The sequence below is a fragment of the Gelidibacter sp. genome (assembly GCF_039916245.1).
In the GTDB taxonomy this organism is placed as follows: Bacteria; Bacteroidota; Bacteroidia; order Flavobacteriales; family Flavobacteriaceae; genus Gelidibacter.
In genome coordinates this window covers 25,671-43,325 of sequence record NZ_JBDSLS010000108.1, presented here as the reverse complement: position 1 = coordinate 43,325, position 17,655 = coordinate 25,671, and the positions used below count along the sequence as shown (strand labels likewise).

Genomic DNA, 17,655 nt, shown 5'->3' with positions numbered 1-17,655 from the left:
TGTAGTCGTTTTTTGTTGGTTTTTAATTAGTCACTTTTTTATTCGTTTTTCGGAAGATATAACTTTGGGAGACTTATCTGCCACTTGAATTTTATTTTTGGTTTCATCAGTATTTTTCTTATCCTTTTCCTTAGATGAACTATTCGGTTCGGATATAAGTTTGCCGACTTTCTTGTTCGAACTTTTAATAACTTTCACATCCTTTTTTTCTACTGATTTATTTAAATGTTTTTTGGAGGATTGAATCATTTCAACATATTTAAAAGCGACCATTCCCAATGGCGGAATAGTAATTTCTGCGGAATAACCCCGATTATGCAATACTGCTTTTTTAGCCGTAAACACTTTGTTCTTAAAATCGCCCGTTCCATTGTAAGCCATGGCATCACTGTTGAAAATCTCTTCAAGTTTACCTTTGTGAGGAACACCAATGCCATAGGTTATCATTGGTATAGGTGTCATATTACAGGCCACAATGACGACATCCTTAGGATCCTTCCCTTTTCTCATGTAAACCAAAACTGAGTTTTTATGATCATCATAGGCAATCCATTCAAAACCTTCGCCAGAAAATTGTTGCTCATACATGGCGGGCTCCGTTCGATACAAATTATTCAAATCTATGATCAGATTCTGAATGCCTTGATGGTATTGGGAATCCAACAAATGCCAATCCAAACTTTGTCTGAAATTCCATTCATTGCTCTGTCCAAATTCACAGCCCATAAAAAGCAACTTACCTCCAGGATGCGTAAACATATAACTGTACAACAATCTTAAATTAGCAAACCGTTGCCATTCATCACCGGGCATTCGTCCTAAAATGGAACGCTTGCCATAAACCACTTCGTCATGGCTTAAGGGCAGCATAAAGTTTTCAGAAAACGCATAGGTCATTGAAAATGTCAGGTCATTTTGATGGTATTGTCTGTAAATTGGTGGTTTACTGAAATATTCAAGTGTATCGTGCATCCACCCCATCATCCATTTCATCCCAAAACCGAGTCCGCCAGAAAATGTCGGCCGCGAAACCATCGGAAATGCGGTGGATTCTTCAGCGATATTCTGGACATCTGGATAATTGGAATACACCGCTTCATTCATCTCCTTAATAAAAGCAACAGCATCCAAATTCTCTCTTCCCCCATGTATGTTTGGCTCCCACTCCCCGTCCTTTCTGGAATAATCCAAAAACAACATGGAAGCCACGGCATCTACTCGCAACCCGTCCGCATGGTATTGATCGAACCAAAAAAGTGCATTACTGATCAAAAAAGATTTCACTTCATTACGACCGTAATTAAAGATCAAGCTTTTCCAGTCGTGATGATAGCCTTTACGTCTATCAGGATGTTCATACAAACAAGAGCCGTCAAAATAGCCTAATCCATGGGCATCTTCCGGAAAATGAGAAGGCACCCAATCCAAAAGGACGCCAATGTCGTTTTTATGAAGTGTGTCCACTAAAAACTTGAATTCCTCCGGATAACCAAAACGTGAGGTCGGCGCAAAATATCCCGTAATTTGATAGCCCCAACTGGGATCGTATGGAAATTCCATAATAGGCATCAGCTCTACATGGGTAAATTTCATTTTTTTTACATACGTCACAAGATCATCGGCTAACTCGACATAAGACATAAATCTGTCTTCGGTTTCATGACGTTTCCAAGACCCTAAATGCACTTCATAAACAGAGTGTGGTGCGTCCAATGCATTATTTTTTTTACGTTTGGACATCCAATTCTCATCCTTCCATTGATAGTGATCTTCCCAAACAATAGATGCGGTGTGAGGTGGATGTTCCGAACGACGTGCATACGGATCGGCCTTTTCTGTTTTTATATTGTTATGATGGCTTGTGATTTTGTATTTGTAGATATTCCCTTTTCCAACATTCGGAATAAAACCTTCCCAAACACCGCTTTTATCCCATCTAACATTCAGTTCGTGTACATTTTCCTTCCAATCATTAAAATCACCAACCACAGAAACTTTTTTGGCACTGGGAGCCCAAACGGCAAAATAGGTGCCTCTGACCCCCTCATGCTCCATAATATGAGATCCAAATTTTTCATAAAGCCTGAAATGCTTTCCAGCCAAAAACAGATTGATATCAAAATCGGTAAAACGACTACAAGGCATTACTTTCGGCATATTTAAGGCTTAAGAGGGTTAAATTATGTTAATAGATGATAAATAAAAACCTAAAGTACTAAAATTAGGTAAACGAAGTCACAAGAAATAGCGATTTAAAATCCTAGTGATTATCTTAACACTTTATTGAGAAAGGAAACATAATACCATTCGACTTAATATTAAAATCACAAATCCATCATTATGAAAACACTGCCATTTATAGTTTTATTCAGTCTTATTTTTAGCTGCAATAGTTCAGCCCAAAAAAAAGATAGCAAAACAGCTCAAAATAAAGAATATAAAGTCACAAAATCAGACGCCGAATGGAAGGCTGAATTAAGCGCCGAGCAATTCCGTGTACTAAGACAAGGAGGAACTGAACCCGCATTCTCAAGTCCGTTAGATAAAAATTTCCAACCGGGAGTTTATGTCTGCGCAGCCTGTAAAACGCCACTCTATAAAAGCGAAAACAAGTTTGATTCCGGAACCGGTTGGCCAAGTTTTGACCGTGTTATTGAAGGCAATGTCGCATTTGAAAAAGGTGGCAATGCCTATATGGGCATCGAAGAACATTGTGCAACATGTGGCGGCCACTTAGGTCACGTTTTTAATGACGGCCCAAAAGCAACCACAGGAAAACGTCATTGCATCAATGGGGTAGCCCTGGAGTTTATTCCTAGTGCCAAATAATAAAAAAATCCAGTTCTCAATAAGAACTGGATTTTTATGTTTCAAAATCCCTTTCGGGGATTTAGAGGATATTATTCTCCCATAGCCGCAGCAACTGATGCTGACAGTCTTTTATAAGTACCATTTTCCAAACGGGTTCTGATAACTTCAAAAGCTTCTAAAGTTTCATTGATGTCGGTGATATCATGTGTTGCTGTTGGAATCATTCTCAACAAGATTAATCCTTTCGGAATCACAGGATAGACTACAATAGAACAGAAAATGCCGTGGTTTTCACGTAAATCCTTTACTAAAGCCATGGCTTCAGGAATGCTTCCTTTTAAATATACCGGAGTGACACAACTTTGCGTGGTACCAATGTCGAAACCGCGTTCTTTAAGTCCAGACTGTAAAGCATTGGTGTTTTCCCATAGCTTTGCTTTCAATTCTGGCATCGTTTTCAACATTTCTAAACGTTTACGAGCGCCAACTACTAATTGCATTTGTAGCGACTTCGCAAACATTTGTGAACGCAAATTATATTTTAGGTAATCAATAATTTCTTGATCTGCGGCAATAAATGCTCCTGTACTTGCTAAAGATTTTGCAAACGTTGCGAAGTACACATCAATACCGTCTTGAACGCCTTGCTCCTCACCTGCTCCAGCACCTGTTTTACCAAGCGTTCCAAAACCGTGAGCATCATCTACTAAAAATCGGAAATTAAACTTTTTCTTAAGTTCAACGATTTCTTTTAAACGACCTTGTTCACCACGCATTCCAAACACACCTTCAGAAATCACTAAAATTCCTCCGCCTGTCTGTTCTGCCATTTTTGTAGCACGTTCCAAATTCTTCTCTAAGCTTTCAACATCATTGTGCTTATAGGTAAAACGTTTACCCATATGCAAACGTACACCATCAATAATACAGGCGTGCGCATCCACATCATAAACGATAATATCGTCCTTGCCTACCAAAGCATCAATGGTCGAAACCATACCTTGATAACCAAAATTCAAAAGATAAGCAGCTTCTTTGTTTACGAATTCAGCCAACTCATTTTGTAAGACTTCGTGAAGATCAGTATGACCAGACATCATTCGCGCGCCCATTGGGTACGCCGAGCCATAATCAGCGGCAGCTTGAGCGTCCGTTTTTCTGACTTCAGGATGATTTGCCAATCCTAAATAGTCATTGATACTCCAAGTAATAACATCTTGCCCGCGAAATTTCATGCGGTTAGAGATTTGACCTTCCAATTTAGGAAATACAAAATAGCCTTCAGCTTGTGAAGCCCATTTACCAAGAGGACCTTTGTCTCTGTAAATTCTATCAAATAAGTCTTTCATGTAATCTTAATGTTTTTCGGACATACGCCGCCATTTCAATCAACCTTTATGTAAGTTTGAGAGCCATGCGCTATCATCTTTAGTTAGCTTTATTAATTTGTGCAAAATTAACTAAATATCTACTCATTGCATAATTTAGTTATAAACCGCTGTTTATAAGATTTTCATCCACAAAAAATCCCACAACACCGAATTACGCAATAGGATTATCTAGCTGTAGTTCAACTATTTAATATATTGGATAGTCTCCAAAGTAGAGACCTTTTTACTGTCAAAAAAGCCTTGCTCTTCCATCCATTTGTCGCTATAAACCTTGCTCATGTATCGCGATCCATGGTCAGGAAAGATGACTACCACCTTATCACCTGGTTTAAATTCTCCGGCTTCATTCAATTGTTTTATAGCTTGCATTGCTGCACCACTTGTATAACCAACAAACAAACCTTCTTCACGTGATATCTCACGAGCGGTATGGGCGCTTTCTTCGTCAGTAACCTTAATGAACTCATCAATCAAATCAAAATCTGTAGCTGTAGGAATCAAATTTTTTCCTAAACCTTCAATGCGATACGGATATATTTCATCTTTATCAAACTCACGGGTTTCGTGGTATTTTTTCAAGACAGAACCATAAGCATCAACACCTATGACTTTTATGTTTGGATTTTGTTCTTTCAAGTATTTAGCAGTCCCAGAAATTGTTCCTCCTGTACCACTACAGGCTACTAAATGTGTTATTACACCTTCAGTTTGTGTCCAAATCTCAGGACCTGTACTGTTATAATGTGCATCAATATTTAACTGATTAAAATATTGATTAATATAGATAGATCCTTTGGTTTCTTCATGCAAGCGTTTTGCAACTTCATAATAAGATCTCGGATCATCGGCACTCACATGAGCAGGACACACATAAACCTGTGCACCCATTGCTTTTAGCATGTCTATTTTATCTCCCGATGATTTTGAACTTACCGCAAGAATACATTTGTAGCCTTTAATGATACTCACCATGGCTATGCTAAAGCCTGTATTGCCAGACGTTGTTTCTATAATCGTATCTCCTGGTGACAATATGCCTTGTCTTTCGGCTTCTTCAATAATGTGCAGTGCAATTCGGTCTTTAGAGGAGTGACCTGGATTAAAAGCTTCTACTTTGGCATAAAACTCACCATTATAGTCAGCTGTCATCTTGTTCAATTTGATAAGAGGGGTATTACCTATGAGTTGCAATACATTATCAAATACTTGAATATTTTTTTTCATACGTGTTTCTTATTCTTTTCAATAGGACCTATGGATAGCGAAAATCAAGTATAATTCTTATTATAAACCATGAACACCGCGATTTCATAAATCCTATTTACGATTACAATTTATGAAAATGTAATCTCAAACCCCGCAAAAGTACGGGATTTTTTTAAATTAGACATTAATATTCTCTAAGTCTAACAAAAAAGCGTATTCTTCCGCATCTTCTTTTAAGGATTCAAAACGCCCTGAAGCCCCGCCATGGCCGGCTTTCATGTTCGTTTTCATCAACAATTTATTGTTATCGGTTTTATAATCTCGTAACTTAGCCACCCATTTTGCAGGTTCCCAATACTGTACTTGAGAATCATGCAGGCCTGTCGTAATTAAGATATGTGGGTAATCCTGCTTTTTCACATTATCATAAGGTGAATAGGATTTCATGTATTCATAATAGGTTTTATCGTTTGGATTTCCCCATTCGTCATATTCTCCTGTGGTCAATGGTATCGAATCATCCAACATGGTAGTCAATACATCTACAAAAGAAACTGCCGCAATTACGCCATTATAAAGTTCTGGTGCTTCATTAATGACAGCGCCAATCAATAAGCCGCCGGCACTTCCACCTAAAGCATACAAATGGTGTGAGGAGGTGTAGTTTTGGGCGATTAGAAACTTGGAACAGGCGATAAAATCTGTAAAGGTGTTTTTCTTTTGAAGCAATTTCCCGCCTTCGTACCACATACGGCCTAAATACTCACCGCCTCTGACATGGGCAATGGCATAAATAAAACCTCTATTCATTAAACTTAAACGAAGACTGGAAAAATAAGGATCAATCGTATGTCCGTAAGATCCATAGGCGTAAAGCAATACGGGATTTGTACCATCTTTTTTGATCCCTTTTTTATACACCATTGAAATTGGCACTTTAGTCCCGTCATCTGCGGTGGCCCAAACTCGTTCTGAAGTATAATTATCCTTATCAAAGGTAGGATCTAAAACCTCCTGCTCTTTCAGAATGGTTTTCTCCTTTGTGACCATATTAAAATCGATACTGGAAGATGGTGTTGTCATTGAGTTGTAACCATAACGAAGGATTACCGTATCAAAATCGACATTGGTTGAAGTGTAAGCGGTATAGGTTTCGTTATCAAATGGCAAATAATAATCTTCTGTATTATCCCATCGTTTGATCCGAATTTGGTTCAGACCATTGGTGCGCTCACTGATCACCAAAAAGTCCTTAAAAATGTCAATATCTTCCAATAAAACCAAATCTCTATGCGGAATGACCTCTGTCCAATGATTAAATTTGGTGTCATTCTCAGGGGTTTTCATTAACTTAAAGTTGACAGCACCATCGGCATTGGTAACAATATAAAATTGATCACCATAATGTGAAATACTATATTCCAATCCTCTAACACGTTCTTGAAACACTGAGAAATCTCCATCAGGTGTATCGGCATTTAAGGTAAAATATTCGTTGGTCAATGTGCTATAACAGGCAATAATCAAATATTTTTTTGATTTCGATTTGTAAACAGCCACACCAAACGTATCGTCTTCTTCATGAAAAACTAATGTATCCTTGCTTGAAGAACTTCCTAATTTGTGTTTAAAAACTTTGTCAGACCGCAGTGTTTTTTCGTCCTTTACGGTATAGAATAATGTTTTGTTGTCATTGGCCCAAGTTGCGGAACCTGTCGTGTTTTCAATGGCATCTAAGAAAATCTCATCGGTAATTAAACTCTTTATTTGCAAGGTGTAATTCCGTCGTCCAACAGTGTCCAGACCAAATGCAATCATGGTATTATCTGGACTCACACTCAAGCCAACCAATTTAAAATAGTCATGCCCTTCAGCCATCACATTACAGTCAAACAACAACTCATCTGGATTATCCAAGGTATCTTTCTTTCTTAAATATATCGGGTAATCCTTCCCAACTTCATATTTAACAATGTACCAATAGCCATTATATTTATAAGGAACTGATTCATCATCTTCCTTAATTCGAGCTTTCATTTCCTCAAAAAGTGAATTTTCAAAGTCTCTATATTTTGAAGTGACGGCGTCAAAGTAATCGTTTTCAGCATTGAGGTAATCAATAACATCCTGATTTTCTCGGTCATTTAACCAAAAATAATCATCGCGACGTTCATCATCATGTACACTTAACGTTTTAAGTACTTTTTTTACTTTTGGCGGCTGAATATTTTGTGTCATTTTAATATTTTTAATAAGGACTGCAAAAGTACTATTTTAAAAGAACAGAGAACGAAGAGAAAATAGAATAAAAAGAAATGAAGTGAGCACTATTCTTTGAAAATTATTCCCATAGCCATTTCCAAAAATTAGTGAAACTCGTGTCTAAACCTTAATTTTGTTACCTAATATAAAAACTGAAAATATGTTTGGAGATATGATGGGCATGATGAATAAACTCAAAGAGACCCAAAAAAAAGTTGAAGAAACCAAAGAACGGTTGAACCATGTTTTGGTTGATGAACAAAGTAGTGATGGCAAATTAAAGGTCACATTAACCGCTAACAGAACGATAAAATCAATTGCTATTGATGACGAATTACTACAGGACAAAGAAATGCTTGAAGATTATTTAATCACGACCTTGAATAAGGCTATTGAGAAAGCGACCGGTGTAAACGAAACTGAATTGGCTGCTGTGGCTAAAGATGGCATGCCTAATATTCCTGGCTTGGACATGTTTAAATAATCCAATAAACTGCATTATCAGATAATCATGTTATATCGATAGGACTTGAACTGCTCTAAAAGCAGTTCATTTTTTTAGAATCAACTATTAAACACTCTATTAAGTTCTTAAAATCAACTTATGAATAAGATAAAAAAAGCAGTCTTTAATTGGAGTGGCGGTAAAGATTCTGCCTTAGCACTCCACAAAACCTTAAAAAATAAAGACCTTGAAGTTGTTGCTCTTTTTACAACTTTTAATGAAGAAACTCGCAAATCTTCCATGCATTCCCTTCCTTTAGAAATATTATCCAAACAAGCTAAGAGCATCGGAATTCCACTCTATACCATGTACTTTTCTAAAGATTTAAAAAATTATGACGAAAAGATGCTTGAAGCTGTAACGCATTTTAAAACCTTGGACGTGACCAATTTCATCTTTGGCGACCTCACAGCTTCTGGACTCAAAACCTACAGAGAATCCAAATTGAATCCGTTGGGGATTGAGGTCATCGAGCCCCTTTGGGATAAATCCTCTGACGACATCATGAAAGAGTTTTTAGAGTCTGGCATTAAAACCAAAATCATTGTCACTCAGGAAGGCAAATTAGATAAAAGCTATATTGGTAAAACCTTAGACGATAATCTAATAAGCACATTTCCAAAGGATATTGATGTTTGTGGGGAACAGGGCGAATACCACACCTTAGCCTATGAAGGTCCTTTATTTAAACATCCTATCGATTTTTCGATCTCAAAGGTTTATGAGACTTCTTATGAATTCATGCTCGAAGATGGAACCGTACAGACTTGCGTTTATTGGAGTGCTAAGTTTAATTTGTAGAGGTTATTATGATATTTAAAACGCACAAACGCGTTATGATAATTTATCAAAAGACTTTCCTCGAAAATTTGAAGTGAAATTTCTTAAAACTTATATTTGAGTTTAAGCACAGGATTAACAAGTCGGAAGAAAAAATAAAATCGCCATTTTTTATTAAAAAGCGGAACCAGAATTTTATAATCAATTCTATTATAGTCTTTCCCTAAAAATGAATTTATGGGATAAGCATTTATCAAGCTCATGTCACTCATTCGTCGTTTTACTTCTTCAAAGCTCATCGTTGATTGCAGTATGCGTATCATGGAAAAAAACACGAATGATTCCTGCTTAGCCTTAATTCGCGCTAAGGATCCAGGGTTAATATTTTTATTTTCCAACATTTTTATCTTGGAATCATAAATTATGGCCACATTTTGAATGTCTCTGATAACGTTAAGATAATGTGTCGGTTCCCTCTTGGTCATCGCCGTACCTGAGGTTTTTCTGTGTCGGTGCGCATCGAATTTTAAATGGGTCATCCTTTTTGCCTTTAAAAATAACTCCAACGAAAAAATAGCATCTTCCATCCACCGCCCTTCGATAAATCTTATTTCTGAATTTTTCAAAAATTCTCGATTTATAAAGAAATACCACACTTCTACTCTATAGTATTCGTTCTCTAAATAATCTTCCCCAGTTGTTATAGGGCTAATTGGGTGCTCTACCGAAATATCAAGAGGCAGGTTATTAGCTATAGTTTGATTTTTTGGAGATGATTTAGAAAAAAAACCAGACAGGAAAGTTAAAATATCTAAATGATGACGTTCACTAGTATCCACTAATGCTTTTAATGAATTTGATATGAGATAATCGTCAGGATCTAGGAAATAAATATACTTCCCTTGAGCGACATCCATACCACAATTCCTGGCACTACCAACGCCGCCATTTTTTTTATCGATGACTTTAATACGATCATGTATTTTGGCATAATTCTGAATGATTCTCAAACTTCCATCAGTTGATCCATCATTAACTATAATAATCTCGTAATCTTTAGCGTCAATATCCTGATCAAGTACGCTATCTAGACATTGAGAAACGTATTTTTCGACATTATAAACTGGAATAATAATACTTAATCTCATCGATTATTTAGATACTTACTTTTATGTGGTTAGAGTAATTCTCTGATTTAAAGTGCTTTTTAAATGTCGAATATAACTAAAAGACGCCTTAAAACTCACTATTTTTCACAAAACTCGATTATCTGCGTGAATGATTAGGAAAATCATATATTTTAAACATTGCAAATAGCTTTTATGCATTTCATCACATCATTCGTACATTAGGTTGCGCAATTTACGACTTGATCAATTTTATCGACTTCCATAGATGTTATCCTGTTTTTATTCATAATAAAAATTAAAAAAGCCGTTGTAAGTATCTATTTTTTTATCCTTCAATACTTGTGAAAATGAAGGACTTGTATCCAGAAATAAAATAACATAAAGTAACTGTTTTTTCATAATGAAGGATTAGATCATAAATCTACATAAATAAATTTGAAAAAATTATTCTCATATTTTTTTAAAACTACCTCCATTTAGTGATACATTTGTCAAAAATAACAACTAAAAATGACTCCATCCGATCAAGTTAAAGGCCTTGTAGAACGCCTTGGTGCGTTGAGGAGGTATCTTTGACATAGATGCCAAAACTATTGAGATAAGTAACGAAGAGGAAAAAACCTTCGATCCAAATTTCTGGAATGATAGCAAAGCCGCCGAGCTTGTAATGCAATCATTACGCGAAAAAAAACACTGGGTTGCCGATTACGAAACCGCTAAATCTTTAATTGAAGATCTTAAGGTGTTCTATGAATTCTATAAAGCGGATGAAATATCTGCCCAAGAATTAGAGGAACATTTAGAAAAAACGGTCGCGCATATTGAAAAACTAGAGTTTAAGAACATGCTTTCAGAAGAAGGCGATAACTTAAGTGCCGTACTTCAAATTACTTCAGGCGCTGGTGGTACCGAATCCTGCGATTGGGCGAGTATGCTCATGCGCATGTACCTCATGTATGCTGAACACAGTGGATTTAAAGTAAAAGAACTCAACTTTCAGGAAGGTGATGTTGCAGGTATAAAAACGGTGACTTTAGAAATTGAAGGCGCATTTGCATTTGGTTGGTTAAAAGGTGAAAACGGCGTGCATAGACTCGTCCGCATCTCCCCTTTTGACAGTAATGCCAAACGCCATACAAGTTTTGCCTCTGTTTATGTATATCCACTTGTAGATGAAACCATCGAAATTGATATCAATCCTGCCGACATTGAAATTACCACGTCACGTTCTGGTGGCGCAGGTGGGCAGAATGTCAATAAAGTTGAAACTAAAGTGCAATTGGTCCATAAACCTACTGGCATTCAAATTTCATGTTCAGAAACCCGTTCACAACACGATAATAGATCGAGAGCCATGCAAATGTTAAGATCTCAATTGTATGAAATAGAACTGCAAAAACAATTGGCACAGCGGGAAGATATCGAATCAGGGAAAATGAAAATTGAATGGGGAAGCCAAATCCGTAATTACGTGATGCATCCTTATAAATTAGTGAAGGACGTCAGGACCGGATATGAAACAGGAAATGTTGACGATGTGATGAACGGTCATATTGACGAGTTTTTAAAAGCATACCTCATGATGATGGGACAAAAGGATGACAATCCGAATGAACTTTAATTAAGTTCCTGTTCATTTAACAGCGATCAAATTATTAATCTAAGAAAAGCGATCAGTAAATTGCCTGTCTTTAAAAAATCACTAAAAATAAAATGTCGGATAAATCAATCCATTTGATTTATCCGACATTCATGTTTTTAAAACTATTCCCCTCCATTTTCTCTAAACTGAGGCCTTATGGTAAAGGGAGCCGATTTAATTAAATCCCCTTGTATCTTTTTTAATATTTCAGAAGTAACTAAAGTGAGTTCTTTATGTTCATCGAATAGTGATTCTATAATAGTAAGATAGTTTTCATCATAACGGTTATGATCTATTTTAAACCTTTCATATTCCCTTATTTCCACACTGGAAAAATAATCTGCAAACTTAATATCATCTCCGCCAATATTACCACTAGCAAGCCCAAACCATAATGAAGGAACATCGTAAGCGTGACCTATGATGATACCATGAAGGGAACTTGAAATTATTTTTTCACAAGAACATACATCTTCAATGACCTTTTCTATAGCATCAAAAAGATTGATAATTAAAACGTCATCGCTATTTAATTTTTCAATGATTTCCTCATAGTGTAAAAAATGTGGAATAATTCCTAATTTGTATTTTTTATTTACCTTAGGTGTGAATATCAGCGGCATTAATAATGCTGGATCTCCGATGGCTTCTGGAGCTTGATAACCTAGCTGTTTAAGACGAAGTTGAGTGTGTTTTCCGCGAACTGCGTAGAAATTAGCATTGGTTATTTGGCAATTTTGTTTTATAATACCTGAACCCCATATATCACAATTAGGATTGGTATACCAATCAATTACACTACCGATAGTTATAAGAAGGTTCTGTTTCTTACCTAATAGAAATTGGATATTATAATACATTTCCTTAACAGATAATTTTCTGTTATAAATCGCCCTGAGATAGGTTAAAACGAATAGTTTATTGAAGCCTGTATGCAGTAGTGGCGTGTACATGGGTTTTTTACCCGAAAGATTCTCTACGATATAAGGTCCTAAAACATCTCCGAAGTTTTTTTTCCCAAAAGGAACTTTATGCCAAAACATATTAATTTTGTCCGAGTTCACTTCATTCATTTTACTTTCAAATATTTCAAGCATTATTCTTATTTTATTCTAATCCCATTGAAAAGATTGACCTGTTTTTCAGATAATTAGTTTTAGCGCCTATGCTCATGCTTCTACATTGGGTAAATATAAGAAAGTTAGACATTTCTGTAATAAATGAAGAACATTTGATTGACGTGGAGAAATACACTTTATGTTTTTAACAGACTTACTATGATTTGGCTGATCATTCAATTACAATTAACAAATAAGAATTTTGGCTAATCCAGAAAAAGAATGGAATTTTGGCCAAATTGAATTAATAGAATCAAAAACTTCTGGATCAATAATAAATTTAAAAATGAAAAAAATAGACACCATAATTTTCGACCTCGGAGGCGTTCTTATCGATTGGAACCCAGAATATGTATACCTGGACGTTTTTGAAGGCGATAGAGAAAAAATGCAATGGTTTTTCGATACTATTTGTACCCATGACTGGAATGAAAACCAAGATGCAGGCTACCCGTTAGCAAAAGCAACTGAGGAGCGTATTGCACTTTTCCCTGAGCATGAAGAACTTATTAAAATGTTTTATGGACGCTGGGAAGAAATGCTGGGAGAAGCTATTGAAGGCACTGTTGACATTCTAAAAAAATTAATCGATAGTAAGCAATTTAAAGTGGTTGCACTCACAAACTGGAGCCATGAAACCTTTCCTGTTGCTTTGGAAACTTTTGATTTTTTACATTGGTTTGAAGGTATATTAGTTTCGGGCGAAGAAAAAACTCGTAAACCATTTAAGGATATTTATGAATTGACTTTAAATCGCTTTAATATAGAGGCAGAAAACTCCGTTTTTATAGATGATAATCTTCGAAATATCAACGCGGCCAAAGAACTAGGCATCAATACCATACATTTTCAAAACCCTGACCAGTTGAAAGCAGAATTAAAATCTTTCGACATTGCAATCTGAAATTACGCATTAAATGGAAATAATTGTGAACTGCATTCAATTGGTGTAACTTTGGATATTCCTATAAAATAAACCCAAAATGATATCGATCTACCATAATCCCAGATGCAGCAAATCTAGAGAGGGACTAGCAATTTTAGAAAATGAAAAAGCAAACTTCCAAGTCATTAAGTACATGGACCAATTATTAAGTGTTGCAGAACTTAAAGAAATCATTGGTCTTTTAAAAATCAAACCTATTGAATTGGTAAGAACCCATGAGTCTATTTGGAAAGAGAATTTCAAGAATTTAGAACTCTCTGATGATGATATCATTTCCGCCATGGCAAAGCACCCACAACTTATCGAACGGCCAATCGTCATAAACGGTAACAAAGCCGTTATAGGCCGCCCTCCGCAGAAAATCGTCGAGGTTTTATAGCGGATTCTTTAACACAACTTTAACCAAACATCATTAAACCAAATTCTATTTTCGCATTCTTATTAACTAAACCAGCATGTTATGGTCACAAAATTAGTCAGGATGTCTCTTTTGATGCTTTTTTTTAGCGTTAGTACTTCATATGCCCAAACGGATGCGGCTAGGGAAAAAGAACGTGAAAAATACATCCAAAAACAATATCAGGAATATTACGATCGCATGGATACCTACATCAATTTATTAAAGGTCGATGATTTTAAAGGAGCCATCATCAAACAGAAAATTGATGAGTTCTATAAAAAACGAAATCAAATCATGATGACTGAAGTTTCAGAATATGAAAAACAGCCACTAGTGGAACAATTAAAAGCCACTCATTTTTCGGATGTTGAAGAACTTTACACTGAAGAAACCATCAATTCCATCCAAAGATATTTAACCGACAATAAAGCTGAAATTAAAAAATTACAAAAAACAAAGAAAAACAACTAAACTAATGAAACTAATTCCCTACTTATTTACCTTACTTTTTCTATTTACTTCAAACATTCTCTCCGCTCAAGAGGAGGTCAGCATTACAGGTACAGTGATGGACAAAGATGTCAATCAGCCTCTTGAATATGCAACCATCGCTTTTTTCAGTAAAAAAGAAAACAGGATTGTCACAGGTGGCATCACTGATACACAAGGTAAATTTGATATAAAAGTCCCAAGAGGTACCTATGATATTTCTGTAGAATACATCTCATATGGCACTATAAAAATTCCTAATAAAACTTTACTTAAAAACACTGATTTAGGTGTCTTGACCATTGCGATTGACGCTCAAGCTTTAGGCGAAGTTTCAATTATTGCCGAACGCACAACGGTGGAAATTAAGTTGGACAAAAAAATATATAACGTTGGTTCTGATTTGACCGTTAGAGGTGGAACTGTAAGTGACGTACTAGATAATATACCTTCTGTTTCAGTCGATGTTGAAGGGAATGTGTCCTTAAGAGGTAACGATAACGTGACCATTTTAATCAATGGGAAACCTTCTGGATTAGTTGGTCTTAACTCAACAGATGCCTTGCGTCAACTACCAGCTGAATCAATTGAGCGCGTTGAAGTCATCACATCGCCATCGGCGCGTTATGATGCTCAAGGTACAGGTGGAATTCTAAATATCATCTTAAAGAGAAGTAAACTTCAAGGTTTAAATGGCGCTATTACGGCAAATGCTGGACATCCAACATCTGCAGGTCTTTCTGGGAATATTAACTACAGAACTGGCGATTTCAATTTTTTCAATACCACAAGTTATTCTTATAGCGATTCGCCAGGAAAATCTTCTACAGATACCCATTATTTCAACATTAGACGTGATGAGAATGGAAATATCATCGAAGATAAACCTGATACATTCTTATTTGAAAAACGTAATTCCAACAGAGTAAGCAACAACTTTACGACCAACCTTGGCGTGGAGTGGTATATCAATAATTCGACGTCTTTGACCACCTCATTGGTGTACAGAAACAGCGACCGAGATAATAATTCTACAAACATCAGTAGAGAATACGATATCAACAATAATTTGACATCACTTTCTTCACGTTTCGATCCAGAAGATCAAAATTCTAAAACGATCCAATATGCTGTTAACCTTAACAAGCAATTTGATAACAACAGTCAGCATAAATTAACTTTCGATTTTCAATACGAAACCAGTGACGAAGACAATCGCTCATTCATTACCCAAGATGGTACTGAAGTAGAGCGTGTTTTCACACTTCAAAATCAGGATAAAATCTTATTACAATCTGATTACGTACGTCCTATTGGCGACAATAGCCAGTTTGAATTTGGATACCGTGGTAATTTTAATCAATTGGATACCGATTATAGCTTGTTGTTTTTTGAAAATGGCAACTTTGAAGTAGATCCAAATGTCAGCAATAATTTACTCTACAAAGATTATGTGAATGCTGTTTACACGCAATTTGGAAGTAAGATCAATAAGAAATTTTCTTATTTAATGGGCTTGCGTATGGAATCTGCGCGTATTACCATTGATCAAAAAACCACTAATGATGTACAAAAAAAGGATTATGCTGGTTTGTTCCCAACAGTGAATCTAGGCTATGAATTAAATGAGAACCAGAGTTTTCAATTAGGATACAACCGACGCATCAGAAGACCCTATTCCCGTTTCATCAATCCATTTCCTTCAAGAACTAGCCCAACAAGTTTATTTGTAGGAAATCCTGATATCGATCCAAGCTACTCCAACAAAGTTGATTTAGGTTATTTGACTAAAATCAATAAGTTTACCTTGAACTCTTCCATCTATTATGAAAGAGCAACGGACGTGTTCAGTTTTATTAGTGAAACTACAGGCGATTATTACATTAGAGACATCAACTTCACCATTAATGAAAATGATCCAAACTTTGAAAATCTTACGTCTCAATATGAAAGTGTGAATCCTGTAATCAGAAGAACACCTATCAACTTGGCAACTAATGACAGATTTGGTTTTGAGTTTACCTTAACTTACCGCCCATCAAGAGATTGGAACATGAATGGTAACTTTAACTTGTTTCAATCAAAAACTGCAGGAGTATATAACAAAGTAGATTATGGCGCAGAAAACTTAAGCTGGTTTGTACGTTTCAATAACAAATATACCTTACCTGGTAAAATTGACTGGCAAACACGTATTTTCTATATGGGACCAAGTGAAGATGCCCAAAATAAAACAAAAGGAATGTTCTCTACTGATTTGGCCTTTAGCAAAGATGTTTTTAAAGACCAGGGCTCAATTGCGTTTAACGTAAGTGATGTGTTCAATACCAGAAAAAGATCGATGGATTCATTTACTTCTGCATATACCAGTTCTTCTGAATTTCAGTGGAGACAAAGAAGTTTCAATCTCTCATTTACCTACCGTTTCAACCAACAAAAGAAACAACAGCGCTCTATGGATCGCGGAAATGGTGGCGAAGATTTTGATTTTGAAGGATAGACCGTTCTTACCTTATGCTTGAGGCTTTAAGTTTCAAGCATAAGGTAAAAACCAAAAAATATAAGAACAAAAAAAAAGCGGTTTCATAATTTGAAACCGCTTTTTTAATATATAATTGGAAGTCACTTCTATAGGGTAGCCGCTTCTCTTTTCGCTTTGCGTTCTGCTTTAATTTCTTTAAATCGTTCTATTGATGATCCAATGACCCAGTAAGGAATAACGAAAGTCATTAAAAATATCATTAACCAAAAACCCATGGTCAAAATGGTTAAAAAGGCTATAAATCCTAAATATTGTTCAAATGTAAACATGTTGCAAGTTCTTTATAATAATTAAAGCAAATATAGGAGAAACCTTTTGTTTATACAATACCAATTTTAAGATTTATTAACAAGGTTTTCAAGGATCACATCAAATATGTGCCATCATCTCTTTTAAATCAATCTGCATTTTCATCTAACAAGCATTGAAATTT

15 protein-coding genes are annotated in these 17,655 nt (G+C 35.8%); 8 read left to right on the top strand and 7 right to left on the bottom strand.

Translation table 11 applies throughout. From position 1 onward, the window contains the following. Window positions 1-30 precede the first annotated feature (30 nt). Window positions 31-2,157, bottom strand: a complete 2,127-nt coding sequence (gene glgB, locus ABIQ28_RS05465) for a 1,4-alpha-glucan branching protein GlgB (protein ID WP_348035870.1) — start codon at window positions 2,155-2,157, stop codon at window positions 31-33. 183 nt (window positions 2,158-2,340) lie between these two features. Between glgB and msrB the strand changes: the two genes are divergently transcribed. After that, a complete protein-coding gene (gene msrB, locus ABIQ28_RS05460) occupies window positions 2,341-2,829 on the top strand; it encodes a peptide-methionine (R)-S-oxide reductase MsrB (protein ID WP_348035869.1) in 489 nt (162 codons plus the stop codon). A 71-nt stretch (window positions 2,830-2,900) separates the two neighbouring features. Here the strand turns inward: msrB and ABIQ28_RS05455 are convergent, their stop codons facing one another. The 3 genes from ABIQ28_RS05455 to ABIQ28_RS05445 all read right to left on the bottom strand — a co-directional run bounded on the left by ABIQ28_RS05455 (window position 2,901) and on the right by ABIQ28_RS05445 (window position 7,646). Beyond that, window positions 2,901-4,160, bottom strand: a complete 1,260-nt coding sequence (locus ABIQ28_RS05455; protein WP_348035868.1) for an aminotransferase class I/II-fold pyridoxal phosphate-dependent enzyme — start codon at window positions 4,158-4,160, stop codon at window positions 2,901-2,903. Window positions 4,161-4,385: 225 nt separating this feature from the next. Next, window positions 4,386-5,426 (bottom strand): cysteine synthase family protein, encoded by a 1,041-nt coding sequence (locus ABIQ28_RS05450; protein WP_348035867.1) that lies wholly within the window; start codon window positions 5,424-5,426, stop codon window positions 4,386-4,388. A gap of 159 nt (window positions 5,427-5,585) precedes the next feature. Next, window positions 5,586-7,646, bottom strand: a complete 2,061-nt coding sequence (locus ABIQ28_RS05445; protein WP_348035866.1) for a S9 family peptidase — start codon at window positions 7,644-7,646, stop codon at window positions 5,586-5,588. A gap of 184 nt (window positions 7,647-7,830) precedes the next feature. On the opposite strand from ABIQ28_RS05445, the gene ABIQ28_RS05440 reads away from it, so the two are divergent. Continuing rightward, the gene (locus ABIQ28_RS05440) at window positions 7,831-8,154 is read left to right on the top strand and encodes a YbaB/EbfC family nucleoid-associated protein (RefSeq protein ID WP_348035865.1); all 324 of its coding nucleotides are present in this window, start codon (window positions 7,831-7,833) and stop codon (window positions 8,152-8,154) included. 120 nt (window positions 8,155-8,274) lie between these two features. After that, window positions 8,275-8,976: a diphthine--ammonia ligase gene (locus tag ABIQ28_RS05435; protein WP_348035864.1), complete on the top strand. Its 702-nt coding sequence runs from the start codon at window positions 8,275-8,277 to the stop codon at window positions 8,974-8,976. Between the two features lie 83 nt (window positions 8,977-9,059). Here the strand turns inward: ABIQ28_RS05435 and ABIQ28_RS05430 are convergent, their stop codons facing one another. Beyond that, a complete protein-coding gene (locus tag ABIQ28_RS05430) occupies window positions 9,060-10,103 on the bottom strand; it encodes a glycosyltransferase (RefSeq protein ID WP_348035863.1) in 1,044 nt (347 codons plus the stop codon). 492 nt (window positions 10,104-10,595) lie between these two features. Between ABIQ28_RS05430 and prfB the strand changes: the two genes are divergently transcribed. After that, window positions 10,596-11,706, top strand: a protein-coding gene (gene prfB / locus ABIQ28_RS05425; protein ID WP_348035862.1) for a peptide chain release factor 2 whose coding sequence is annotated in 2 segments (ribosomal slippage) — window positions 10,596-10,658 and window positions 10,660-11,706 — 1,110 coding nt in all. Because the reading frame shifts where the segments join, the coding sequence is not laid out codon by codon here. Window positions 11,707-11,849: 143 nt separating this feature from the next. On the opposite strand, the gene ABIQ28_RS05420 is transcribed toward prfB, so the two are convergent. Beyond that, window positions 11,850-12,824 (bottom strand): polysaccharide pyruvyl transferase family protein, encoded by a 975-nt coding sequence (locus ABIQ28_RS05420; protein ID WP_348035861.1) that lies wholly within the window; start codon window positions 12,822-12,824, stop codon window positions 11,850-11,852. Window positions 12,825-13,131: 307 nt separating this feature from the next. Between ABIQ28_RS05420 and ABIQ28_RS05415 the strand changes: the two genes are divergently transcribed. The 4 genes from ABIQ28_RS05415 to ABIQ28_RS05400 all read left to right on the top strand — a co-directional run bounded on the left by ABIQ28_RS05415 (window position 13,132) and on the right by ABIQ28_RS05400 (window position 17,180). Continuing rightward, window positions 13,132-13,749 (top strand): HAD family phosphatase, encoded by a 618-nt coding sequence (locus tag ABIQ28_RS05415; RefSeq protein ID WP_348035860.1) that lies wholly within the window; start codon window positions 13,132-13,134, stop codon window positions 13,747-13,749. Window positions 13,750-13,828: 79 nt separating this feature from the next. Continuing rightward, entirely contained in the window at window positions 13,829-14,170 is a 342-nt protein-coding gene (gene arsC / locus ABIQ28_RS05410) for an arsenate reductase (glutaredoxin) (protein ID WP_348035859.1), read from the top strand. A gap of 81 nt (window positions 14,171-14,251) precedes the next feature. Further along, window positions 14,252-14,662 (top strand): hypothetical protein, encoded by a 411-nt coding sequence (locus ABIQ28_RS05405; RefSeq protein ID WP_348035858.1) that lies wholly within the window; start codon window positions 14,252-14,254, stop codon window positions 14,660-14,662. Window positions 14,663-14,666: 4 nt separating this feature from the next. Further along, window positions 14,667-17,180, top strand: coding sequence for a TonB-dependent receptor (locus ABIQ28_RS05400; RefSeq protein WP_348035857.1), 2,514 nt, complete (start codon window positions 14,667-14,669; stop codon window positions 17,178-17,180). 128 nt (window positions 17,181-17,308) lie between these two features. Here the strand turns inward: ABIQ28_RS05400 and ABIQ28_RS05395 are convergent, their stop codons facing one another. Continuing rightward, window positions 17,309-17,491: a hypothetical protein gene (locus ABIQ28_RS05395; protein WP_348035856.1), complete on the bottom strand. Its 183-nt coding sequence runs from the start codon at window positions 17,489-17,491 to the stop codon at window positions 17,309-17,311. Between the last annotated feature and the right edge of the window lie 164 nt (window positions 17,492-17,655).

Bases quoted from the DNA above. Each gene is read 5' to 3' on its own strand.
- ABIQ28_RS05420 (WP_348035861.1), bottom strand. From the start codon at position 12,824: ATGCTTGAAATATTTGAAAGTAAAATGAATGAAGTGAACTCGGACAAA.
- ABIQ28_RS05440 (WP_348035865.1), top strand. From the start codon at position 7,831: ATGTTTGGAGATATGATGGGCATGATGAATAAACTCAAAGAGACCCAA.
- ABIQ28_RS05455 (WP_348035868.1), bottom strand. From the start codon at position 4,160: ATGAAAGACTTATTTGATAGAATTTACAGAGACAAAGGTCCTCTTGGT.
- msrB (WP_348035869.1), top strand. From the start codon at position 2,341: ATGAAAACACTGCCATTTATAGTTTTATTCAGTCTTATTTTTAGCTGC.
- ABIQ28_RS05430 (WP_348035863.1), bottom strand. From the start codon at position 10,103: ATGAGATTAAGTATTATTATTCCAGTTTATAATGTCGAAAAATACGTT.
- ABIQ28_RS05445 (WP_348035866.1), bottom strand. From the start codon at position 7,646: ATGACACAAAATATTCAGCCGCCAAAAGTAAAAAAAGTACTTAAAACG.
- glgB (WP_348035870.1), bottom strand. From the start codon at position 2,157: ATGCCGAAAGTAATGCCTTGTAGTCGTTTTACCGATTTTGATATCAAT.
- arsC (WP_348035859.1), top strand. From the start codon at position 13,829: ATGATATCGATCTACCATAATCCCAGATGCAGCAAATCTAGAGAGGGA.
- ABIQ28_RS05415 (WP_348035860.1), top strand. From the start codon at position 13,132: ATGAAAAAAATAGACACCATAATTTTCGACCTCGGAGGCGTTCTTATC.
- ABIQ28_RS05435 (WP_348035864.1), top strand. From the start codon at position 8,275: ATGAATAAGATAAAAAAAGCAGTCTTTAATTGGAGTGGCGGTAAAGAT.
- ABIQ28_RS05400 (WP_348035857.1), top strand. From the start codon at position 14,667: ATGAAACTAATTCCCTACTTATTTACCTTACTTTTTCTATTTACTTCA.
- ABIQ28_RS05405 (WP_348035858.1), top strand. From the start codon at position 14,252: ATGGTCACAAAATTAGTCAGGATGTCTCTTTTGATGCTTTTTTTTAGC.
- ABIQ28_RS05395 (WP_348035856.1), bottom strand. From the start codon at position 17,491: ATGTTTACATTTGAACAATATTTAGGATTTATAGCCTTTTTAACCATT.
- ABIQ28_RS05450 (WP_348035867.1), bottom strand. From the start codon at position 5,426: ATGAAAAAAAATATTCAAGTATTTGATAATGTATTGCAACTCATAGGT.